17 protein-coding genes are annotated in these 21,306 nt (G+C 66.3%); 6 read left to right on the forward strand and 11 right to left on the reverse strand.

Annotated features, from left to right (window positions below):
- Window positions 1-60: 60 nt before the first annotated feature.
- The 7 genes from DKT70_RS04125 to DKT70_RS04155 form a co-directional block, all read right to left on the reverse strand.
- Window positions 61-4,539 (reverse strand): translocation/assembly module TamB domain-containing protein, encoded by a 4,479-nt coding sequence (locus DKT70_RS04125; protein WP_111557960.1) that lies wholly within the window; start codon window positions 4,537-4,539, stop codon window positions 61-63.
- Complete coding sequence (locus DKT70_RS04130; RefSeq protein WP_111557961.1) at window positions 4,539-6,401, reverse strand: autotransporter assembly complex protein TamA; 1,863 nt, start codon at window positions 6,399-6,401, stop codon at window positions 4,539-4,541. The genes DKT70_RS04125 and DKT70_RS04130 overlap by 1 nt, the downstream gene beginning before the upstream one ends.
- A gap of 117 nt (window positions 6,402-6,518) precedes the next feature.
- Window positions 6,519-7,445 carry a glucokinase gene (locus DKT70_RS04135; RefSeq protein ID WP_111557962.1) on the reverse strand — a complete coding sequence of 309 codons (927 nt, stop codon included), beginning with the start codon at window positions 7,443-7,445 and terminating at the stop codon, window positions 6,519-6,521.
- 16 nt (window positions 7,446-7,461) lie between these two features.
- The gene (locus DKT70_RS04140; protein ID WP_111557963.1) at window positions 7,462-8,568 is read right to left on the reverse strand and encodes an ABC transporter ATP-binding protein; all 1,107 of its coding nucleotides are present in this window, start codon (window positions 8,566-8,568) and stop codon (window positions 7,462-7,464) included.
- 4 nt (window positions 8,569-8,572) lie between these two features.
- Entirely contained in the window at window positions 8,573-9,427 is an 855-nt protein-coding gene (locus DKT70_RS04145; RefSeq protein ID WP_111557964.1) for a carbohydrate ABC transporter permease, read from the reverse strand.
- Entirely contained in the window at window positions 9,417-10,289 is an 873-nt protein-coding gene (locus tag DKT70_RS04150) for a carbohydrate ABC transporter permease (protein WP_111557965.1), read from the reverse strand. Before DKT70_RS04150 ends, DKT70_RS04145 begins: the two co-directional genes overlap by 11 nt.
- 70 nt (window positions 10,290-10,359) lie before the next feature.
- The gene (locus DKT70_RS04155; protein WP_072296775.1) at window positions 10,360-11,601 is read right to left on the reverse strand and encodes an ABC transporter substrate-binding protein; all 1,242 of its coding nucleotides are present in this window, start codon (window positions 11,599-11,601) and stop codon (window positions 10,360-10,362) included.
- Between the two features lie 186 nt (window positions 11,602-11,787).
- Here DKT70_RS04155 and DKT70_RS04160 point away from each other — a divergent pair, with 186 nt between their 5' ends.
- The 3 genes from DKT70_RS04160 (at window position 11,788) to DKT70_RS04170 (ending at window position 14,394) form a co-directional block, all read left to right on the forward strand.
- Window positions 11,788-12,495, forward strand: coding sequence for a response regulator transcription factor (locus DKT70_RS04160; protein ID WP_111557966.1), 708 nt, complete (start codon window positions 11,788-11,790; stop codon window positions 12,493-12,495).
- The gene (locus DKT70_RS04165) at window positions 12,482-13,885 is read left to right on the forward strand and encodes a sensor histidine kinase (protein ID WP_158529940.1); all 1,404 of its coding nucleotides are present in this window, start codon (window positions 12,482-12,484) and stop codon (window positions 13,883-13,885) included. The genes DKT70_RS04160 and DKT70_RS04165 overlap by 14 nt, the downstream gene beginning before the upstream one ends.
- 83 nt (window positions 13,886-13,968) lie before the next feature.
- Window positions 13,969-14,394: a hypothetical protein gene (locus tag DKT70_RS04170; protein WP_111557968.1), complete on the forward strand. Its 426-nt coding sequence runs from the start codon at window positions 13,969-13,971 to the stop codon at window positions 14,392-14,394.
- Here DKT70_RS04170 and DKT70_RS04175 read toward each other — a convergent pair whose 3' ends face one another.
- The 4 genes from DKT70_RS04175 to DKT70_RS04190 all read right to left on the reverse strand — a co-directional run bounded on the left by DKT70_RS04175 (window position 14,395) and on the right by DKT70_RS04190 (window position 17,427).
- Window positions 14,395-15,135, reverse strand: coding sequence for an amino acid ABC transporter ATP-binding protein (locus DKT70_RS04175; RefSeq protein ID WP_111557969.1), 741 nt, complete (start codon window positions 15,133-15,135; stop codon window positions 14,395-14,397).
- Window positions 15,132-15,806 (reverse strand): amino acid ABC transporter permease, encoded by a 675-nt coding sequence (locus tag DKT70_RS04180; protein ID WP_072296770.1) that lies wholly within the window; start codon window positions 15,804-15,806, stop codon window positions 15,132-15,134. Before DKT70_RS04180 ends, DKT70_RS04175 begins: the two co-directional genes overlap by 4 nt.
- A gap of 1 nt (window position 15,807) precedes the next feature.
- Window positions 15,808-16,581, reverse strand: a complete 774-nt coding sequence (locus DKT70_RS04185; protein WP_111557970.1) for an amino acid ABC transporter substrate-binding protein — start codon at window positions 16,579-16,581, stop codon at window positions 15,808-15,810.
- Window positions 16,582-16,788: 207 nt separating this feature from the next.
- Window positions 16,789-17,427, reverse strand: coding sequence for an enoyl-CoA hydratase/isomerase family protein (locus DKT70_RS04190; protein WP_111558206.1), 639 nt, complete (start codon window positions 17,425-17,427; stop codon window positions 16,789-16,791).
- Window positions 17,428-17,517: 90 nt separating this feature from the next.
- Between DKT70_RS04190 and DKT70_RS04195 the strand changes: the two genes are divergently transcribed.
- The 3 genes from DKT70_RS04195 (at window position 17,518) to DKT70_RS04205 (ending at window position 21,304) form a co-directional block, all read left to right on the forward strand.
- Complete coding sequence (locus DKT70_RS04195; RefSeq protein ID WP_111557971.1) at window positions 17,518-19,101, forward strand: DUF2125 domain-containing protein; 1,584 nt, start codon at window positions 17,518-17,520, stop codon at window positions 19,099-19,101.
- Between the two features lie 72 nt (window positions 19,102-19,173).
- Window positions 19,174-20,538, forward strand: a complete 1,365-nt coding sequence (locus DKT70_RS04200; RefSeq protein ID WP_111557972.1) for a TldD/PmbA family protein — start codon at window positions 19,174-19,176, stop codon at window positions 20,536-20,538.
- A complete protein-coding gene (locus tag DKT70_RS04205) occupies window positions 20,525-21,304 on the forward strand; it encodes an inositol monophosphatase family protein (RefSeq protein WP_111557973.1) in 780 nt (259 codons plus the stop codon). The genes DKT70_RS04200 and DKT70_RS04205 overlap by 14 nt, the downstream gene beginning before the upstream one ends.
- Window positions 21,305-21,306 lie beyond the last annotated feature (2 nt).

Raw genomic sequence — 21,306 nt, forward strand, 5'->3', positions numbered from 1 at the left:
GCACCATGCAAAAGGCCCGCAACGCAATGTTGCGGGCCTTTTGCATGGTTGGGAACGGCCTCAGTAATCGCGTTCGTAGAACACCCCAAGCGAGGATGACCCGTCGCTGCCCACCGATCCTCGCGCCCGCAGGGATTTGGTGATGTCCAGATTCAGGTTGATCGATGTCTTGCCCCCCTCGCCGATCGACACGTCGGTATAGACGTTTTCCGACAGATAGCGGCCCGCGCGCAGCTGCACGTTGCCGTCATCGTCCGTCGTCAGGTCCAGATCGTCCAGCCCCGCGCTTTCGCGCAGGTTGGCGATGATCCCATCGCCGCCCCGGCCCGCCAGAACTGCGATGGCATTGGCCAGCTGCGCCGCCTGCAGCGGGCTGATGCTGTCCAACCCGCGACCGAACAGCAGCTGCGACAGGACCTCCTCCTGGGGCAGCTCGGGCGAGGATTCGAAGGTGATCTCGGGGTCGCGAACCTCTCCGTCGATGATGATGCGGGTGGTGATGCTGTCCCGCTCGGTTTCCGCAACCAGACGGATGACGGGGATCAGGCTGCCCTGCAATTCGACCAGGCCCTCGGTCAGATCGAACCGGTTGCCCAGCAGATCGACGCGGCCCCGGATCAGTTCCAGGTTGCCGATCGGGATCACGTTGCGCGGCGTGCCGGTGATCTGGAAGCCGCCGCCCAGTTCGGCATCCACCCCCCGGCCGCGGATGAAGACCCGGTTCGGCGCATTGATCACCAGATCCAGGCGCGGCGGATTGGCGGGCGGCGTGGCGGGCGGACCGGCCAGACCCGCATCACGGGCGGCCTGGCTGGGATAACCCTCAAGACCGGCGCGGGCGCGCGTCGCCCGCACGGGGGGGCGCTGGCTGCCGACATGGGTGATGTCTGGGATGGCCTTTGCCCCGCCCAGCCCGGTCGAGGGGATGCGGATCTCGGTTTCGCCCAGATCGATGCGGCCCGACACCAGCGGTCCGGCCGTCATCGACCCCGCGATCCGCATGTTGCCCGACAGGCGGGTCTGATAGAGGTTCGGGTCGCGCAGGACCACGTCGTTCAGGCCGATGGCGATATCGACGGTGCGGTTCGTCAGATCGACCGGACCGCGCAGCGACAAGCCGCCCCCCGCCGACACGTTCGACACGCCATCGACGTTGATCCGCCCGTTGTTGAAATCGGCAGTGACATTGATCCCGTCCAGCCGCAGGCCCAGCCCCGGATCGGCCATCTGGCCGTTCTGCAACCGCACCTGCCCGGTCAGCGCCTGCAACGAGGGTTGCCCGTTAATCCGCAGATCGATCGCCAACGGACCCGAGACGCTGCGCGTCCTGAGGCTGCTGTTGGCAAGGGCGGAATCCGCGCTGCCGGTGATGGCGATATCCATGTCCGACCCGTCCCGCGCTGCGCGACCTGCAATGCGCAGATCGGCATCGCCCGGTGCCGTGGCGCGCAGGTCCATGGTCACGTCTGCGCCTTCTTCGCGCAGCGTTCCCGCCACGGTTACGGGTCCCGGAAATTCCGGGACGATCAGCCCCAGATTGGCCAGCCGCGCATCCAGATTGATGCCTTGGGCTGGCGACCCGTCGGCATTCACCCGCAGCTGCGGGTTTTCCACATCCAACCGCTGAACCGACAGCCCTTCGCCATCCATGCTGGCCACCAGGTCGAAACGGGTTGTGCCTGCCAGCACAGGGTCGATCTGGGGCTGTCCGATGGCCAGCCCGTTGGCCGCGCCATTGGCCGTCACCCGGCGCGTGGTGCCGTCATCGGTGATCCGCGCATCGGCGGTGACCGCCCCGCGGATGCCATTGCCCACAAAGCGCAGATCGCTGGCATTCACCTGCGCCGTGACATCGGTCGCGCCCGCCCCGACCTGCCCCGTCGCTTCGGCGGTCAGGCGGGGGTTTTCGATCTGGGCGTTCTGGATGGTGAAGATGCCGTCCTGTTCGGTGCCCGTGACGGCCAGACGCGTCTCGCCCGCAAGGGCGCCATCGACCTGCGCCTGGCCGAAGGACAGATCGCGCCCGGTTCCGGTCAGGTCCAGCCGGCGAATGCCGTCGCCGGCCTCTTGGAAGCTGCCTTGGGCCGTCAGCGACCCGCGCCAGCCCGGCCCGAAGGGTGCCAGCGTCGCGACATCGACATTGCCGCTGATATCGGTGACGCCCTCGCCATAGGTGCCCTGCAGATCGGCCGACATCTGGTCGTTTTCCAGCCTGCCGTCCTCGATGGTGACCACGCCATCCTTTTCGGTCGCCCGAACCGCCAGCTGCGTCGTACCGGTCAGGGCGCCATCGACGCCCGACTGACCAAGCGACAGGTTCTGGCCGGTCCCGGTGACGGCGATGCGCCGCGTGCCGTCGTCTTCGCCAAGAGTGGCTTGGGCCGTGAAGTTGCCGGACCATTCCGGCTTGATGGCGGACAGATCCACCAGCTCGAAATTCGCGACCGCGTCCAGCGCGCCTTGGGCGAAGCTGCCTTCGGCCTCGGCGCTCAGCTGGGGGTTGGACAGCTGGAAGGTCTCCAGCTGATAGCCGGCCTCGGTCTCGGCGGCGATGGCGGTCAGGTTGGTCTTGCCCGACAGGGCGTTGTCCAATGCCTCGATCCCGATCCGCAGATCCTCGGCCAGGCCGCTGACGGTCAGGCGGCGCTGCCCCTGGGGGCCGTTCAGCTGGGCCTCGGCCTCCAGCGACCCGCCATAGGAGGGGTCGGCATCCGCCAGCGACGGCATCGAGATCTGCGCCGTCAGATCGCTGGACAGGCTGCTGACAAGGCCCTGGGCGGTTGCGGTCAGGCGCTTGGCGTTGACGGTGAGATCCTCGATTTCGATCCCGACCTCGTCGCGGCGCGCCTTCAGGTCGATGGTGGACCGCCCCTCCAGCAGGCGATCGGCCTGCGGCACGTCCACGGCGATGTCATTGCCGACCACCTGCGCATCGATGTCGAAGCTTTGGTTCAGCAGCGTGTAATAGCCCAGCACGCTGGCATCGGCCTGGCCCGACATGGGCCGGTCGGCCAGCGTCGACAGGCGCGCAAGATCGTCATAGCGGGCATCGGCATCGACCGACAGCGTGATGCCGCTGGACAGGCCCGAGACGAGGAAGTTGCCCCCCAGCCCGTAATCCGCCCCGTCGATCCGCACATCCGAAATGTCGATGGCATTGCCGGGGGTAAAGTTGAAATCGGCCTCGCCCTCGATCTGGCGGCCGATGGCCGCAGCCAGGCCGGCATCGTCGAAGCCCAGGTTGCGGGCCGCGAAATCCAGCGCGCCGGTGACCTCGGACAGGGCGCCATCGGTCAGGATGACCGCCCCCTTGCCGGTCAGGTCGACCGCGCCCAGTTGAACCTGGCCCGTGTCCAAGGCGCCGACGCGCCCTTCCAGAACCCATCCTTGGCCTTCGGCCGCGTCGTAATCCAATGTCAGGCGTCCGCTTTCGACCGTGGCATCGGGACCGGCAAAGGGCATCTGCACGGGGATCTGTTCGGCATCCGCATCCCGGCCCAGCATCATCATCAGCTGCGCGGTCTGGGGGGCGGACTGGTCATTGGTGGACAGGTTGCCCTGCACGCGCAGCGCCTCGGTGCTGATATCCAGGGTGGGGATCTCAAGGCGCCCGGTCTCGGCGCGCCAGCCCTCGGCCAGCAGCTGGGTTTCCTTGCCGAAGAAGGCGCGGTTCTGAGGGGCCAGCAGGGTGGCCACATCGCCGCCCAGCTGGAACCGAAAGGCGGTGCCCGGCGCGCCTTGGCGTTCCTCGCCATTGGCGCTGACACGGCCGGTGATGCGCTGCGTGCCATCCGTCGCCAGCCGGATATCGGCGGCGAAATTGCGAATCTCGCCCTCGCCGCTGATCTGGGCGGTGACGGCCGGACGGTCATGGATATTGGCCAGATTGACCAGGATGCCGTCACGGGCCTCATCCAAGGCCAGGTTCAGGCTGAGAACCTGCGTTTCGTTCGAATAGCCCGCATCCAGCACGAATTCCCCGCGCGGTCCGTCCAGCCGGTCGATGGTCAACTGGGCCTTGCCCTCGCCGCCCTCCAGGGACAGGCCGCCCGCGATGCGCAAGGCCCCCTCGACGCCGATCACGGGTTCCCCCAGCTCGACCCGGTCCGCCTGGATCTTCTCGATGTTCAGGGACACCGGCAATTCGGGCAGGGCAAAGACCGGAGCCTCGGCCTGCACGTCGGCCTCGCCGCCCTGGGGCAGGCGCGGCAGCAGGATCTGCTCGGCCGACAGCTCGGCGATCTCGACCCGGCGGCGCAGCAGGGCCGAACGATTCCACTGGATGGCACCGTTCCGCAGGGTCAGCCATGCCCCTTCATTGTCCAGGATGCGGATCTCGCGGAAGGTCGCGCGAGAGGACAGCGCCCCCTCGAAACCGTCGATCTGGACCTGACGGCCCTCGCCCGACAGATTCTTTTCCAGAAGGTTGGTCAGGAACCCCTTGTCGTCATCCACCTCGCTGGAGATTTCGGCGACGCTCTGGGCCATGACGGCGACTGGAAACAGGATGGCAAAGGCCAGGATGAAGAATTTGCGCATCAGAATGCCTGCCCCAGTCCAAGATAGAATTGAACGCCGTTGTCGTCGTCCCCGCTGACCGGAGCTGCGATGTCAAAGCGCAGGGGACCGACCGGCGTATCGTAACGCACCCCGACGCCTGCGCCCGAATGGCTGCCGCTGTCGCCGCCGAAGCTGCCGTCGGTCCAGACCTGGCCATAGTCGTAGAAGGTCACCAGCCCGATCTTTTCGCGCACCTGGAAGCGGATCTCGGCGGTGGCGTTCGCCACGCTCATGCCGCCAGTCTTGATGGCGCCGCCCTCGGGGCCCTCGATCGCGTTGACGCCCAGTTCCTGATAGGGATGGCCGCGCACCGTGCCGCCGCCGCCCGAAAAGAACAGATAGTTGCGCGGCGTCTCGGCGATCTCGCTGCCAAGGATGGTGCCGGCGCGGGCGCGTCCGGCCAGCGTGAACTTGTCGTCGGTCCCGAAGGACCGGAAGACCCGCCCCTCGCCCAGCAGCTGCGCGCCCGACCCGGTATCGCCAAAGCCCACGAAGGGGGTCAGGTCGCCCGACAGATAGAAGCCGCGCTTGGCGTTGTTGGGTTCCTCGCGCTTGTCCCAGATGATTTCGCTTGGCAGGGCAAGCACCTTGAAATCAGTCTGGCCATTGGCATCGAAGACGCGGGAATACTGGTATTCCAGCTCGGTATCGGCGGTCAGCTGGTCGTTGAAGATGTGTTCCAGACCAATGCCGATGCTGGCGCGATCCTCGTCGTAATCCTCCTCGCGCATGCGGGCGGTTTCCAGTTCGACGAAGGCGGTGGTGTCGGGGGTCAGGGTGGCGGGACGGTCAAGGCGGATCGTCACCTCGTCGTCGCGTTCGCTGGTCTGGGACCCGATATCCTTGACCTTGGCATCCACCCGCAGGCGTTCGCCGCCGCCCAGCAGGTTGCGATGCATCCAATAGGCCGACACCAGCACCCCGTCGGTGTTCGAAATCTCGAAGCCCGCGCCGATGCGGCGGGGCTTCTGCTCCACCACCGTCAGGTCCACATCCATGGAATTGTCGGCGTTCAGGACCTCGGCTTCCTGCAGGGTGATGGCGGAAAAGACGCCGCTGCGGCGCAGGCGCTTGCGGACGGTGTCCAGTTCCTCGGGGTCGAAGCGCTGGCCTTCGGGAAAGCCCGCGATCTTGCGCAGGCGGCGTTCGTTCAGGCGGCTGTTGCCCGCGACGCTCATCCGGCCAAAGCTGACGGCGGGTCCAGGTTCCAGCGCGATGCGGCTGTCCACGCGGCGGGTGTCGTGATCGGCGGTGATCTCCTGGGCGCCGACATCGGCCTTTGCGTGGCCGTAATTGCGCCAGCCTTCCACCCCGGCCAGGGCGGCGCTGCGCATGGTGCCGGTGCCTGCAACCTCGTTGACCGCATAATCGGACGGGATCTCGGACCCGGGGGCGACGGGGGCGATCTGGGCGCGCGAAAACCGGAAGATCCGGCCAGGGTCCACGTTGACGGTCACCTGACGCACCACTTCGGGGGCGTCCAGCGGCGCCACCTCGGATGCCTCGACCCCGTCCAGAAGGATGTTCACGGCCCCGTCGTAATAGCCCTCGTCATAAAGAAGGCCCAGGATGCGGGCGTAATCGCCGCGCGCGGCGGCCAGCACGTCCTGGCCGGTGGTCCGGTCCTCTCTCAGGGCACCCGCCACCAGCGATGTCGAGCGGATCTTGTCGTCCAGCCCCTCTTCGTTGCCCGCCACCCGGATATCCAGCGCGACCGGCCCGTCGGCTTGGCTGTCGCGCCCGAAAAGACCCGAGAAGGGGGATGACGATTGCCCCAAGGCCGCCCCCGCGCCGACAAGCGCCGTCGAAGCCACCAGAACTGCCCTAAGATATGCCCGCATCGCGCCTGCCCTGTTTTTCTTGCTTGGGGCAATTCAAACAGGATCGCCCCCCGAAATCCACTGGTACTTGAGGAAAATCGGGGGTCGGGCGTTAACCTTTATTCAGGACAGCGGGATTCAGCCAAGGGCGGACAGGCAACCGTGAAGGGCGGCCATGTCGTCGCGGATCAGCATGACGGGCGTGTTCGCGGGAATGTGACCCATATGCGTCTGCGACAGGAAGGCGGGGGTGAACAGCTCCATCCGGTCGGCGATGCTGCGCCCGACGCTGCCTGCCAGGAACAGGCCTTCCAGCGGCATGAAGCGCAGCGACAGCTCGCGGCACAGCAGGCCCACCAGTTCGGTAAAGAAATCATAGGTCGCGATGGCATCCGGATCGCCTGTCTCCATCGCGGCGGCGATGTCCTCGCTGCGAACGGGGTCGGTGCCGGTCATGGCGGCGTGCAGACGCGACAACCCGCGCCCGGCAAAGGTCTCCTCGGTCGAAAAGAAGCCCGCGGCGGCATTGGCACCGACGCGGTCCACCAGCATGGCCATGATGTTGGCCGGCAGGTGGGTATGGCCCTCTTCGGCCTCAAGCGCGGTGATGGCGCCGCCGGGCAGCACGCGCACCGCGCAGACGTTGAAGCCGGTGCCCAGGCCCACGACCAGCGACTGGCCGTTGCGGGCCCGTTCGGCAGGCGCGGGACGCAGCAGGCTGACGCCGTCGCCCGACAGGACCGGCGTGGCATAGCCAAGCGCGGTCAGGTCGTTGATCAGGCGCACATGATCGGCATCGGTCAGGCGCGCCAGATTGGTTTCGTCAAAGGACCAGTCGCGGTTGGTCAGGTTGGCCCGACCCCCGCTGACCGGACCGGCAACGGCGATGCACATCGAGGAGACGTGCGGCTGGTGCTGTTCGGCCATGAACTGGCGCACCACATCGTCGAAGCTGGCGAAATCGTCGCCCCGGAACCGGGTGACCGTCGCCGCATCGATGGTCCCGTTGCGGGCGATCGCCAGCCGCGCATTGGTCCCGCCCACATCGCCCAAAAGCATAGCCATCGCCGTCACACCCCCGTCAGTTCAGCCTTTCGCCATCCTTAGGCGAGAAATACGACACTTTCGAGAGGTCGAATGCCAGCGGGAAGGCCTGGCGCGCCTTGACGGCGCTTTCCGCCCGCAGACGGGCCGTCACGGCCTTGCCGCCCAGCTGCGCCACCGCGAAGGTGTCGGCACCGGCCGGTTCGACAATGTCGATCATGACGTCGCCGCCCGCGCCATGGGCGGTGCCGGGCAGGTGAGCGTTGCCCGTGGCCTCGTGGATGTCCTCGGGGCGGACGCCCAGGATGATGTCGGCAGGCAGGTTGCGCGCGACCGGATCGGTGATGACCAGCGGCTCCATGCCCGGACGCTCGATCTGGATGCGGGTCTGGCCGTCCTCGGCGCGGACCTTGGCCGGGATCAGGTTCATCGCCGGGCTGCCCATGAAGTCGGCTACGAACATGTTGGCCGGACGGTTGTAGATTTCCGCCGGCGTGCCGATCTGCTGGATCACGCCGCCCTTCATGACGACAATCTTGGTGGCCAGCGTCATCGCCTCGATCTGGTCATGGGTGACATAGACGATCGACGCGTTCAGGTCCTGATGCAGCTTCTTGATCTCGGTCCGCATGCTGACACGCAGCTTGGCATCAAGGTTCGACAGCGGTTCGTCGAACAGGAACAGCTTGGGATCGCGCACCAGGGCGCGGCCCATGGCAACGCGCTGGCGCTGGCCGCCCGACAGCTGGCCGGGCTTGCGGTGCAGCAGCGGCTCGATCTGCAACTGGCTGGCGACCTGCGCCAGCTTCTTTTCCTGGGTCGGCTTGTCGACGCCGCGCACCTTCATGCCGAAGGTGATGTTCTTGGCGACCGACATTGTCGGGTAGAGCGCATAGGACTGGAACACCATGGCGATGTCGCGGTCCTTGGGGGAAACGCCGGTCACGTTGCGCCCCGCGATGCTGATGTCGCCGCCGCTGATCGGTTCCAGCCCCGCGATGCAGTTCAGCAGCGTGGACTTGCCGCAGCCCGAAGGCCCGACCAGCACAAGGAAATCACCCTCGTCGATGCTGATGTTGATGTCGTGCAGGATATGGGTTTCGCCATAGGATTTCTGCAGGTGGTCGATTTCGAGGATCGGCATGGGATCACCCTTTCACGGAACCGGCGGTCAGGCCGCGAATGAAGTATTTTCCGGCGACGACATAGACCAGCAGCGTGGGAAGGGCTGCGATGATCGCCGCGGCCATGTCCACGTTGTAGGCTTTGACGCCGGTGGTGGAGTTGACGATGTTGTTCAGCGCGACGGTCACGGGCTGCGACCCGGCCCCGCTGAAGCTGACGCCGAAGAGGAAGTCGTTCCAGATCTGCGTGAACTGCCAGATGACCGACACGGTGATGATCGGCAGAGAGATCGGCAGGAAGATCGACCAGAAGATGCGGAAGAACCCCGCCCCGTCGACCTTAGCCGCCCGCACCAGTTCCTGGGGAATGGTGACATAGTAGTTGCGGAAGAACAGGGTGGTGAAGCCCAGGCCATAGATCACGTGGACGAAGATCAGCCCGGGAATGGTGCCCGCCAGCCCCATCAGGCCCAGCATCTGCGCCATCGGCAGCAGCACGACCTGAAAGGGGATGAAGCAGCCGAACAGGATCATCGCGAAGAACAGGTTCGCGCCGCGGAAGCGCCACTGCGCGAAGACATAGCCGTTCAGCGCGCCCACCACCGTGGAAATGGCGACTGCCGGGACGGCCATCAGGACGCTGTTCCAGAAGAACGGGCGCAGGCCCTCGCACTGGGTGCCGGCACAGGCGGTGGACCAGGCTTCGGCCCAGGGGGCGAAGGTGATGTCGCGGGGCAGGGACAGCAGGCTGCCGGTCCGGATCTCCTCGAGGCTTTTCAGCGAGGTCGTCAGCATGACGAACAGCGGCATCAGGTAGAACAGGGCAAACAGGATCAGGATCAGGTACAGCCCGAGGCGCAGCATGGTCTTACTTGTCATGGCGCGGCCTCAATTCGCTGTAGAGATAGGGAACGACGATGGCGAAGATGACCATCATCATGATCATGGCCGACGATGCCGCCTGGCCCAGGTCGCCGCGCGAGAACGCCATGGCATACATATAGGTCGCGGGAAGGTCGGTGGCATAGCCAGGGCCCCCGCCGGTCAGCGCGATCACCAGGTCGAAGGCCTTGATGGCCAAGTGGGCCAGTACGATGAAAGCCGACAGGAAGATCGGGGCCATCGTCGGGATGATGATGGCGGAATAGATGCGATGCGTCGGGATGCCGTCCACTTGGGCGGCGCGGATGATCTCGCCATCGACGGACCGCAAACCCGCAAGGAACAGAGCCATGACAAAGCCCGATGCCTGCCAGACGGCCGCCAGCACGATGACATAGATCGCCATGTCGGGGCGGATGATCCAGTCGAAGGTGAAGTTCTCGAAGCCCCAGCCGCGCACGGTCTCCTGGATGCCCAAGCCCGGGTTCAGGATCCACTTCCACGCGGTGCCGGTGACGATCAGCGACAGCGCCATGGGATAGAGGTAGATGGTGCGCAGCACGCCCTCGGCCCGGATCTTCTGGTCCAGGAAGATCGCCAGCGCCAGACCGATCAGCATCGAGATGACGATGAACAGCCCGCCGAAGATAAAGAGGTTGTTCATCGCGACATCCCAGCGGGGCGCGGCGAACAGGCGTTCATACTGGTTGATGCCGTCCAGTTCGTATTTCGGCATCAGGCGCGATTTCGTGAAACTGATCCAGGCCGTCCAGGCGATGAAGCCATAGACGAAGATCATGATCGCCACGAAAGACGGCGCCAGGACCATCTTGGGTACGTTGCGTTCAAGCCATTCCATTGTCGGACTACTCCCAAAGAAAAACCCCGCGCCCTGGCCACGGCCAAGGCGCGGGGCCGTCATGCGGTGATCACATCGCGTTGGCGACGGCATCCACCAGTTGCTGCACGGCATCGTCCGAGGACATGTCGCTGTTGAAATGCGCGGTCACCACGTCGGTGATCGCACCGGCGGGCGCGCCGCGCAGGGCCATGCCATGGGCATAGCTGGGCAGCAGCGATCCGTCTTCGGCACCCGCGTTCATCGCCTTGTTCGATTCGACCGCGCAGGTGTCGAAATCGTCCAGCGCGACATCGGTGCGTGCCGGGACCGAGCCCTTGTTCAGGTTGAAGGTCTTCTGGAATTCCGGACCCATGATCAGCTTGGCCAGAAGGGCCTGACCCTGCTGCTTTTCCTCGCCGTCCAGCTCGAAGAAGGCAAAGCTGTCGACGTTGTAGAGGAAGCCTTCGCCGGGGGTCTGGGCGCAGACGAAATCGACGCCCGGTTCCTTGCCCGCGGCCAAGAATTCGCCCTTGGCCCAGTCGCCCATGATCTGGAAGGCGGCTTCGCCGTTCATGACCATCGCGGTGGCCAGGTTCCAGTCACGACCCGAGAAGTTGTCGTCGACATAGCCGCGGATGGTCCGCATCTCGTCGAAGACCTGCTTCATGGTATCCGATTGCAGCGCCTCGGGGTCCAGGTCGACCAGTGCCTTCTGATAGAACTCGGGGCCGCCCAGGCCCAGCACGACGGTCTCGAAGATGGTCGCGTCCTGCCAGTTCTGGCCGCCATGGGCCAGCGGCGTCACGCCGGCGGCCTGCAGCTTTTCGGCGGCGGCGTTGAATTCGTCCCAGGTGGTCGGCATCTCGATGCCGTGCTCGTCCAGGATCTGCTTGTTGCCCCACAGCCAGTTCACGCGGTGGACGTTGACGGGGGCTGCGCACCACTGGCCTTCGCACTTCATGTGCTCGGCGATCTGGGCGGGCAGGACGTCGGCCCAGTTGTTTTCCTCGGCCACGGCGCTGATGTCGGCCAGGCCGGTTTCCTCGTACCATTCCTGGATGGCGGGGCCCTTCAGCTGCACGGCGGTCGGGGCGTTGCCCGACAGGACGCGTGCGCGCAGCGCGGTCATCGCGGCATCGCCGCCACCGCCCGCGACGGGCATGTCGGTCCAGGTGCCGCCTTCGGCCTTGAACTGATCCTGCAGCACGGCGACTGATTTCGCTTCACCGCCCGAGGTCCACCAATGCAGGACTTCGGCGGTCGGTTCGGCCATCACGGGGCCGGCCAGCATCACGGCGGTCGAGGCCGCCAGAACGGATTTCAAATACATGGATCCTCCCAGATCTTGTTCAGGCGGATTCGGTCCTCTGCCTGCTGGGATCATGATGGCAGATGGGCAGCCATGCCCGCAACGCATCCCAGCCATGCGCTGACAAGAAATCCCGGCGTGACGTTACAAACTGTTACCGAAGCCCCGCCCGGCGATGGTAAGGCGTCGGACAAGGGGGACCCGCGCATGAGCCTGCACCGTCTGCTGCTGGTGGAAGACGACATCGACATGGCCGCGATGCTGGCCGCCTATCTGCAACGGCAGGGGCTTTACGTCACCACCGCCCAGGACCGGGCGGGGGCGCTGGCCGCGCTGAAGGCGGGGCGGGTGGACCTGATCCTGCTGGACGTGTCCCTGGGCGAGGATGACGGCGTGGCGCTTTGCGCCGAGATCCGGGCCGCGCAGGACGTGCCGATCATCATGGTCAGCGCGCTGTCGGCCGATCACCAGCGGATGGCGGGCTATCAGGTGGGGGCCGACGACTACATCGCGAAACCCTTCAATCCCGACCTGCTGCTGGCGCGCATCCGCGCCGTGCTGCGCCGCGCCGGGCGCGCCCCCAGCCTGACCCATCGCCGCCGCGAAGGGGTGCTGCGCTTTCAGGGCTGGCGCTATGACGCGGGCCGCGACGAGGTGACGGCGCCCGGCGGCTGGCAGGTTTCCCTGTCCGCGCGCGAGACCGCGCTTTTGCGCATCTTTCTGGCCAATCCCCAGATCCCCCTGACCCGAGAGGAGATCGCCGCCGCACTGGACGATGACGATGCTGCCGAAGGCCGCGCCATCGATGTGCTGGTGGGCCGGCTGCGCAACAAGACCGACCCCGCCCTGATCCGCACCGAACGCGGCACGGGATATGTCCTGGCCACCCAGGTTTCGGCCGATGGCACGGCTTAGCCTGCGGCGGCTGGCCAGCCTGTGGGTGGTGCTGGCGATGCTGTTCGGGGGCGGGGCGGTCTGGACCTGGATGGCCAGCGACGCGGCCTGGCGGGCGCATCTGACCCAAGCCTATGTGGCGGGGCTGGCCCTGCATGACAGCCTGGATAACGGCAGCGCCCTGCCGCCGGGCGTCAGCCTGACGCAGCTGCGTACCCCCCCGGCCCTGCCCGCCGGCTGGCGCGAAACGCTGATCACCCTGACCGGCGGCGGGCGGCCCGACCTGGCGCGTGGCGCGCGCCTGTCGCTGCGCATCCAGTCGCCGGACATCCAGTATCCGGCGTCGCGGGTGGAAAGCGTGGGCGGGGGTACGCAGGCTGCGGGGCTGGCCTCGGTCACGCGGACCCTGGCGCGGTTCTGCAGCGATCCGCGCCTGTTCGTGCAGATGGATACCGGCCCCTGGATGCGGGTGGATGGCGATTCGGTCTGGGGCTGCGACGCGGCCCCTGCGGACATGCGCCTGCTGGGGGGCGTCATCGCGCTGGCGGGGTTGGGCCTGATGCTGGGCTGGGTGGCCGAGGTATCGGGTGCCTTTACCGCCTTTGCATCCGCCCTTGGCGATCACCGCGCCCGCAATGCCGCCCTGCCCGTCGGCGGGGTCGAGGAACTGCGTCAGACCGCCCATGCCGTGAACCTGTTCGTGGCCCAGGACCGCGCGGCGCTGGAAAACCGGGCCATGGTGCTGTCGGGGGTCAGCCATGACCTGGGCACGCCCGCCACCCGCCTGCGCCTGCGCACCGCTTTGATCGAGGACCCGGTCCTGCGCGACAAGCTGGATCGCGATATCGACGAGATGACGACCATGATCGACGGCGTTCTGACCTATACCCGCGCCGAGATCGGGGACGAACCCTTCCGCCGCCTGTCCCTGACATCCCTGGCCGAGGCGGTCGTGGCCGATTACCAGGATGTGGGGCTGGCGGTCACGCTGGCGGCCCCGGCGCCGCGTCCGACCCGCGCGGGCACGCTGTTTGCGCGGGCGGTGACGCGGCCCATTGCCGACAGCCATGCGGTGATCATGCGCGGCCAGCCGACATCCCTGCGCCGGGCCCTGTCGAACCTGATCGACAACGCCCTGAAATACGGCCGCGAGGCGGTGGTCAGCGTCGACGCCACCGCCGACGAGGCCTGGATCAGCGTCACCGATCGCGGTTCGGTCCTGACGGAAACCGACATGGCGCGGCTGACGGGCGCCTTTCAGCGTGGAGAGAATGCAGGTACCCATTCGGGGGTGGGCCTGGGCCTTGCCATCGTCTCGACCATCGCCGCGCAGCATGGCGGTCGGCTGGAATTCCTGCACCGGTCCGAGGGGCTTCAGGCGCGCCTACGCCTGGCCCGGCAATGGGCCTGACCATAGGGACAGGGGAACTTTGCGCTGAAACCCCGCGTTTTACTGACATGACGACGCACGGAACGCAAAGAAAGGCCAAACCCATGATCCGCACCGCAAACCGCATCGCCCGCCTTGCAATGGTCGGCAGCGTGACGCTGTTGACGGCCATGCCCGGCTTGGCCGCGACCGCCAGCAACCCCATCCAGGGCTGGAGCGCGATGAAGGGCACCGACACCGCCACGCTGCTGCGCGACGTCCAGACCATGCCCCTGTCGTCGCAAGCGACCGAAGATCAGCCCTATTGCGCCAGCGACGCCGAAATCGCCGACACGCTTGAACATGATTTCAACGAACTGCCCATAGATACGGCCAATGCCGACGGCACCCATCTGTGGGGGTCGGACCAGTTGGGAACGTGGACGCTGGTTGCCACGCGTGGCGACGAAACCAGTTGCATCATCGCGTCGGGCATTGGCTTTGACGATCAGGCCGATACCGAAGCTTATTATGAGGTTGCCGGCCTCTGATCATCCTACGCGGCGCAGGAAGGCCCTTGTGCGGTCGTCCTGCGCGTTGCCAAAGATCTGCGACGGCGGTCCCTGTTCGACGATCCGTCCCCCTTCCATGAAGACGATCCTGTCCGCAATTTCGCGGGCGAACTGCATTTCATGGGTCACGATCAGCATGGTCTGACGCCCGTCGGCAATGCGACGGATCAGGTCCAGAACCTCGCCCACCCATTCTGGATCAAGCGCGCTGGTCGGTTCATCGAACAGCAGCAGATCCGCATCCAGCGCCATCGCCCGACCAATGCCGACCCGTTGCTGCTGTCCGCCCGACATGGCGGCGGGATAGCTGTTGCCCCGGTCGGCCAGACCAATCTGCGCCAGGATGTCGTCCGCGCGCTCGCGTGCCTTGGGCTTGGACCAGCCGCGAACGGTGGTCAGCCCCTCCATGATGTTGTCGCGCGCCGTCTTGTTGGCGAAAAGCGCATAGTTTTGAAAGACGAATCCCGTCCGGCGTCGCAGCGCCAGGATATCGGATTTCTGGGCCTTGGCGGCATCGACCGTCAGGTCGCCGACGGTGATGCGCCCTTCATCGGGGCGGTCCAGATAGTTCAGGCAGCGCAGCAGCGTCGATTTTCCCGTGCCCGACGGTCCGATGATGGCCACGCGTTCGCCCGGCTGCAGGCACAGGTCGATGCCGTTCAGCACGGTGTTGTCGCCAAAACGCTTGACCAGCCCATCGATGTCGATCTGACAGCTCATCGCGATACCGCCTTTCCAAGCCTCGTTTCCAACTGCCGCTGTCCTACGGACAGAGCCTCGACAATGACCCAGTAGAAAACCGCGACCACCAGGAATGCCTCGGGATAGAGGAAAGTGCTGGAGGCCTCCTTCTGCGCGGCGCCCATCATTTCCGTCACGCCCAGCGTGAAGGCCAGCGAGGTGCCTTTGATCATGTCGATGAAATAGTTCATCAGCGTCGGCGCGGCGGTGCGCGACGCCTGCGGCAGGATGATGCGGGTCAGGACCTGTTTCTGGGTCATGCCGATGGATTGGGCGGCCTCCCACTGGCTGCGGTCGACGCCCAGGATGGCACCGCGGATGCTTTCGGCCATATAGGCCGAGAAATGCAGCGTCAGCCCGATGATCGCCGCCGTCACCCCGTCCAGGTTGTTCAGCGCCGGCACCAGCTGCGGCAGGCCGAAATAGAACAGGAACAGCTGCACCAGCAGCGGCGTGCCGCGGAAGAAGCTGATGAACACCGCCACCACGCGATGCAGCCAAGGCACGCGAATGACCCTGATGACCGCCATGACGATGGCCAGCGCAAGGCCGGCGATCATCGCCACGATGGCCATGAACAGGGTCAGCGGCACATAGCTGGCGATCACGGGGATCAGGTCCAGCATGTAGGCGGTGTCCAATCCCCGCATGTTATTCGGCCGGGGCGTCTTCAGCCTGGGCAGGCTGGGTCACGTCGGCATTCAGCCATTTCTGAGAGATCTCGGCCAGCGTGCCGTCCTCCTTCAGGGTGGTGATGGCCGCATCGACGCGGTCGCGCAGGGCCTTGCCTTCATCGTCGTTGCGGAAGGGCAGGGCGTTGCGGATCTCGGAGAATGGCTGACCGGCCAAGGCCAGCGGCAGCGGGCTTTCCGCGATCACCTGCGAGGACGACACCCGGTCCATCACAAAGGCGTCGATCCGGCCCAGCGCGGTATCCTGGGTGATGTTGCTTTCATAGGTGCGGATGTCGATCTCATCGGCATAGGGCAGTTCGTTCAGCAGGGTCTCGAAATTGGAGCCCAGGTTCACGGCGACCGATTTGCCCTTGAGGCTCTCGGGGCCGGTGATGGTGTCCTCGTTGCCCTTCTTCACGACGACCTGCGCGCCGTCATAGACATAGGGCTGGGTAAAGGCGAAGGTCGCCTCGCGCTCGGGGGTGATGGTGATCTGGTTGGCGACGGTGTCGATGCGCCCCGAACCCAGCGCACCGATCAGGCCCGAAAAGGACATGGTGACGAATTCCACCTCGTCGCCGGTTTCCTCGGCGATGGCGCGCATGAAATCCACCTCGAAACCCTGCAATTCATCGGCGCGGGTGAAGGTGAAGGGAAAATAGCCCCCCGACATGCCCACGCGGATCGTATCAGCGGTGGCGGGCAGGGCGGTGGTCAGGGCCAAAGCGGCGGCGACGGCGATGTTGCGCATCAAAATTCTCCTTGTGTTCTTGACCCTTAGATGCGGGCTTGTCCCCGGCTGCACAACCGTCGGCACCCAAATAAGGACATCTTTTGGCATGGTCATGCGGCGATCGAAACAGCGCATTGCCAGAAAACCGCGCCGCCGGAACATCGTTCCATGCGGCCGCGCGATGGCCCGACACATGATGCGGCCGTCACGGGCCCGCCTGCCGTTTCACCGGCCATCGCGCAAGGGGTTCGCCTGACCGGCGGCGTGATCGCACAGGGCCTTGATCGCCGCGCCATGCGCGGGGTCCGCGCCCAGGCAATCGGCAGCCAGATCGCGCGCCGTCTGAATCAGGTCCTCGGGCGGGCAGATGCAGTCGATCAGGCCCCAGCACAGCGCCTCGGGGGCGGCGATGCGGGCGCCCGCCATCAGGATCATCCGCGCCCTTGCAGGTCCCACCAGCGCCGTCAGCCGCCCCGGATCCGAGGGCTGGGGCAGAAAGCCCAGCCGCATCACCGGATAGAAGAAGGCCGCATGCGGGACCGCCAGCCGGATGTCGCAGGCCAGCGCCATCCCGAAGGCGCCCCCAGCCAGCGTGCCGTTCAGCGCCGCGATGGTCAGGCAGGGCATCGCGGCCACCTGCCCCGACAGGCGTTCCCATTCGACCGATGTCGCAAGCCCGGTCCGCGCCTGTTGCATGTCGGCGCCTGCCGAAAAGACCCGCCCCGTGCCGGTCAGGATCACCGCCCGCGCCCCGTCGCGCGCCGCCTGCCGCAGGGCCAGGGTCAGCTGCGCCAACATGGTTTCGGTCAGGGCATTGGCCTTGTCGGGCCGGTCGATCGTCAGCAGGCACAGGCCCTGCGTCATCTGGCTGCGGATCACGAACAGTTCCCTTCAACTTTGAAGGTCACTGTGGCAAGAATTCGTCAGACATCAAGCGTCCGAAAGGTTTTTGCCATGTATCGCCCGATTGCCACCTCTGCCATCGCCCTGATCATCGGGGCCGGGCCCGTGCTGGCGGATGTCACCCCGTCCCAGGTCTGGGACAGCCTGCAGCAGACCTATGGCCAGATGGGCTATGACATGCAGGTCGGGGCGACCGATGATGCGGGACAGACGCTGACGGTCACGGACCTGGTGCTGACGCCGCGCCAAGGCGAAAAGGACATGACGCTGACCATCCCCAGGATCGTCATGCAGCAGACCGGTGGCGGCGATGTGCGATCCGTCGTCGAGGGCCAGATGGACCTGCAGATGAAGGGCCGCACCGAGGATGACAAGCCGGTCGGCTTCACCATGTCCATCGACGCCCCTGGCAACGAGACCCTGACCACCGGCACCCCCGAGGCGATGGAACATGCCATCACCGTGCCCAAGATGATCGTGAACGGCCGCAGCCAGGACAAGGTCAACGAAACGCCCCTGACCATCACCCTGACCGACATGGCCGCGAAACAGGCCACATCGCAGGCCGAGGACGGGACCCGCAGCCAAAGCTTCGAGGGAACGGTGGCCACGACCGTCATGGCGATCAATGCCTCGGGGCCGGCGCATGTCGACCCCGCAGATCAGCCTGCCGACCAGTCCGCCGATCAGCCTGAGGACGCGCCGCGGCCCGATCCCGAGAACCTGCCGATGGACAGCTTTGTGTCGAACGTCACGCTGGACGACCTGGAGTTCAAGGGGCAGGGCACCCTTCCGGCAGGCGATTTCGACATGGCCTCGGACCCGTCGGGGGCGCTGAAGGCCGGGTATTCGGGGCAGGTCACCTTCGCGATGGGCAAGGTCCAGGGCGATTTCCGCGCCACATCCCATGATGTCGCCGAAGACCGCACCAACAATGCCGAAGGCAGCTTTGGCATCGAAGACGGCACCATGGCCATGGCGATGGACAAGGACAGCCTCAGCTATGACGGCAAGGCCGAACAGATCGCGGTGCAGATGACCTCGGACGATCTGCCCTTCCCGATCGAATACACGGCGGCGGAAAACACCTTCCGGCTGGCGATGCCGATGATCGCGTCCGAACAGGAACAGCCCTTTGCGCTGGCCTATGGGTTGAAGGACCTGGCCCTGAACGACCAGATCTGGCAGGCGATCGATCCGCAATCGACGCTGCCCCATGATCCGGCCAGCCTGAACATCGACCTGGAAGGCATGGCCGTGCTGGTCACCGACTTCCTGGATCCCGGCTTCGCCGATTCCGAATCCGACAAGGCGCCCTTCCTGCCGCGTCAGCTGACCATCAAGGACATCTCGCTGGATGCCGTGGGCGCAACCGCCGACATCACCGGCGATCTGGCCTTCGGCGACGATCCCCGCCAGCCCGTCGGCACGGTGCAGGGCCGCTTTACCGGCATCAACGCGCTTCTGGACAATGCCGTGGCCATGGGCATCGCCCCCGAACAGCAGATGATGGGCCTGCGCATGATGATGGCGATGTTCGCCCGCCCCGCCCAGGACGACCCTGAAACCCTGACCACCGAGCTAGAATTCCGCGAAGGCGGCTCGATCTTTGCAAACGGCCAGCAGGTCAAGTAACGATGCCCCCCTGACGGGCCGCGATCCCTGCGATCGTGGCCCCTCAACCCCATTCATGAACACGAGCATTGCATGACCGCCTTTTCCGCCGATCCCGACCGCCTGAAACATCTGGCCGAGGCGCTGGTCGATGCGGCCCGCCGCGCCGGTGCCGACCAGGCGGATGCCCTTGCGGTCGATGGCCGATCGGTAGGGATCGACGTGCGCGGCGGCGCGCTGGAACAGGCCGAACGCGCCGAGAGCGTCGATATCGGGCTGCGCGTGCTGATCGGCGGACGGCAGGCGGCGGTGTCATCCTCGGATCATTCCCGTGATGCCATCGCCCAGATGGCGGCCCGCGCCGTCGCCATGGCGCGCGAGGCCCCCGTGGACGACACCCTGGGCCTGGCCGATCCGGATCAGCTGGCCACCACACGCGACGCGTCGGGCCTGCGCATCTGCGACGACCTGCCCGAACCCGAACCGGCCCATCTGCAGGACCTGGCCCTGCGGGCCGAGGCGGCGGCCCTGTCGGTCAAGGGCATCAGCCAGATCGAAAGCGCCAATGCCAGCTACAGCCACCGGCGGATGTGGATGGCGGCCTCGAACGGGTTTTCGGGGGGCTATGCGCGGACCGGTCACGTGATCTCCACCGTCGCCATCACCGGCGAGGGCACCGGGATGGAACGTGATTATGCGGGCGAATCCCGCGTCTTCGCAGCCGACCTGCCCACCCCCGAGGAGATCGGCCTTCTGGCCGCCGAACGCACCTTGGCGCGCGCCGGGGCCCGCAAGCCCCCCACCGGGGCCTTTCCGATCCTGTTCGACCGTCGCGTGTCGTCATCGCTGATCGCGCATCTGCTGTCGGCGGTGAACGGCTCGGCAGTCGCGCGGGGGGCCAGCTGGCTGCGTCGCGACATGGGCGAACAGGTACTGCCAGCCCACATGACCCTGTCCGAGGACCCGCACCGCCCCGGCTATCCCTCGTCGCGCCCCTTCGACGCCGAAGGGCTGGCCACGCGCCCCCGCGACATCGTGACGGGCGGCATCCTGCAGGGCTGGACGCTGGACCTGGCGACGGCGCGCAAGCTGGGGCTGGAAAGCACCGCCTCGGCGGCCCGCGGGCTGGCATCGGCGCCCTCCCCCGCCAACAGCAACGTCATCCTGACGCCGGGCGATGTCGGCCAGGATCAATTGATCGCGCAAATGGGGCGCGGGCTGGTGGTGACATCGATGCTGGGCGCCTCGATCAATGCGACGACGGGGGATTATTCGCGTGGCGCGGCTGGCTTCTGGGTGGAGAACGGCCAGATCACCCATGCCGTCAACGAATGCACCATCGCGGGCAACCTGCGCGAAATGCTGATGACGCTGGTGGCGGCCGATGACGCGCTGCCTTGGCGCGGCGTACAGGTTCCCAGCCTGCTGGTGCAGGGGATGACCGTTGCAGGCGCCTAGCGACGACCTGGACCTTCTGATCCGCGCCGCCCATGAGGCGGGCCAGATCGCCTTGAGATTCTGGCGCCGCGACCCGGTCGCATGGGACAAGGGCGGGGGCGCAGGCCCCGTGACCGAGGCCGACCTGGCCGTCAACGACGCCATGCTGGCCATGCTGACCGCCGCCCGCCCCGATTACGGCTGGCTGTCCGAAGAGAGCGAGGCCGACCCCGCCCGTCTGGACGCGCAGCGCTGCTTCATCGTCGATCCGATCGACGGCACACGGGCCTTCATCGACGGGCAGGACGGGTTTTCCCATTCGCTGGCCATCGCGGACGGCAGCCGGATCATCGCCGCCGTGGTGCATCTGCCGGTGCTGGATCTGACTTATACGGCCACTGCCGACGGCCCGGCGCTGCTGAACGGCCAGCCCATCGCGCCGACCGATCGCGACATCGACGGGGCGGGGGTGCTGACCTATCGGGGCATCTCGGACGGGCAATATTGGCGCAGCGGTGCCATGCCGGGTTTTCAGCGCGAATTCCGATCCTCGTTGGCCTGGCGGCTGTCGCTGGCCGCCGAAGGGCGCTTTGACGCCGCCCTGTCGCTTCGGGCGGCGTGGGAATGGGACATCGCGGCGGGCAGCCTGATCGCGGAGCGCGCAGGTGCCCGCGTCACCGACCGGCGCGGCAGGCCGATGCAGTTCAACAGCCCCCGCGCACAGGTGGACGGGCTGATCGTCGCCGGTCCCACGCTGCATCGCCAGCTGTTGGAAGCCTTGGCCTAGAC

Origin of the sequence: Paracoccus sediminilitoris (assembly GCF_003259195.1) — a bacterium.
GTDB classification, from domain to species: Bacteria; Pseudomonadota; Alphaproteobacteria; order Rhodobacterales; family Rhodobacteraceae; genus Paracoccus; species Paracoccus sediminilitoris.

What these genes read in the sequence shown, in the direction of transcription:
- DKT70_RS04130 (WP_111557961.1), bottom strand. Translation starts at nt 6,401, where the DNA reads ATGCGGGCATATCTTAGGGCAGTTCTGGTGGCTTCGACGGCGCTTGTC.
- DKT70_RS04155 (WP_072296775.1), bottom strand. Translation starts at nt 11,601, where the DNA reads ATGTATTTGAAATCCGTTCTGGCGGCCTCGACCGCCGTGATGCTGGCC.
- DKT70_RS04150 (WP_111557965.1), bottom strand. Translation starts at nt 10,289, where the DNA reads ATGGAATGGCTTGAACGCAACGTACCCAAGATGGTCCTGGCGCCGTCT.
- DKT70_RS04200 (WP_111557972.1), top strand. Translation starts at nt 19,174, where the DNA reads ATGACCGCCTTTTCCGCCGATCCCGACCGCCTGAAACATCTGGCCGAG.
- DKT70_RS04140 (WP_111557963.1), bottom strand. Translation starts at nt 8,568, where the DNA reads ATGCCGATCCTCGAAATCGACCACCTGCAGAAATCCTATGGCGAAACC.
- DKT70_RS04125 (WP_111557960.1), bottom strand. Translation starts at nt 4,539, where the DNA reads ATGCGCAAATTCTTCATCCTGGCCTTTGCCATCCTGTTTCCAGTCGCC.
- DKT70_RS04195 (WP_111557971.1), top strand. Translation starts at nt 17,518, where the DNA reads ATGTATCGCCCGATTGCCACCTCTGCCATCGCCCTGATCATCGGGGCC.
- DKT70_RS04165 (WP_158529940.1), top strand. Translation starts at nt 12,482, where the DNA reads ATGGCACGGCTTAGCCTGCGGCGGCTGGCCAGCCTGTGGGTGGTGCTG.
- DKT70_RS04170 (WP_111557968.1), top strand. Translation starts at nt 13,969, where the DNA reads ATGATCCGCACCGCAAACCGCATCGCCCGCCTTGCAATGGTCGGCAGC.
- DKT70_RS04175 (WP_111557969.1), bottom strand. Translation starts at nt 15,135, where the DNA reads ATGAGCTGTCAGATCGACATCGATGGGCTGGTCAAGCGTTTTGGCGAC.
- DKT70_RS04160 (WP_111557966.1), top strand. Translation starts at nt 11,788, where the DNA reads ATGAGCCTGCACCGTCTGCTGCTGGTGGAAGACGACATCGACATGGCC.
- DKT70_RS04180 (WP_072296770.1), bottom strand. Translation starts at nt 15,806, where the DNA reads ATGCGGGGATTGGACACCGCCTACATGCTGGACCTGATCCCCGTGATC.
- DKT70_RS04135 (WP_111557962.1), bottom strand. Translation starts at nt 7,445, where the DNA reads ATGGCTATGCTTTTGGGCGATGTGGGCGGGACCAATGCGCGGCTGGCG.
- DKT70_RS04145 (WP_111557964.1), bottom strand. Translation starts at nt 9,427, where the DNA reads ATGACAAGTAAGACCATGCTGCGCCTCGGGCTGTACCTGATCCTGATC.
- DKT70_RS04185 (WP_111557970.1), bottom strand. Translation starts at nt 16,581, where the DNA reads ATGCGCAACATCGCCGTCGCCGCCGCTTTGGCCCTGACCACCGCCCTG.
- DKT70_RS04190 (WP_111558206.1), bottom strand. Translation starts at nt 17,427, where the DNA reads ATGACGCAGGGCCTGTGCCTGCTGACGATCGACCGGCCCGACAAGGCC.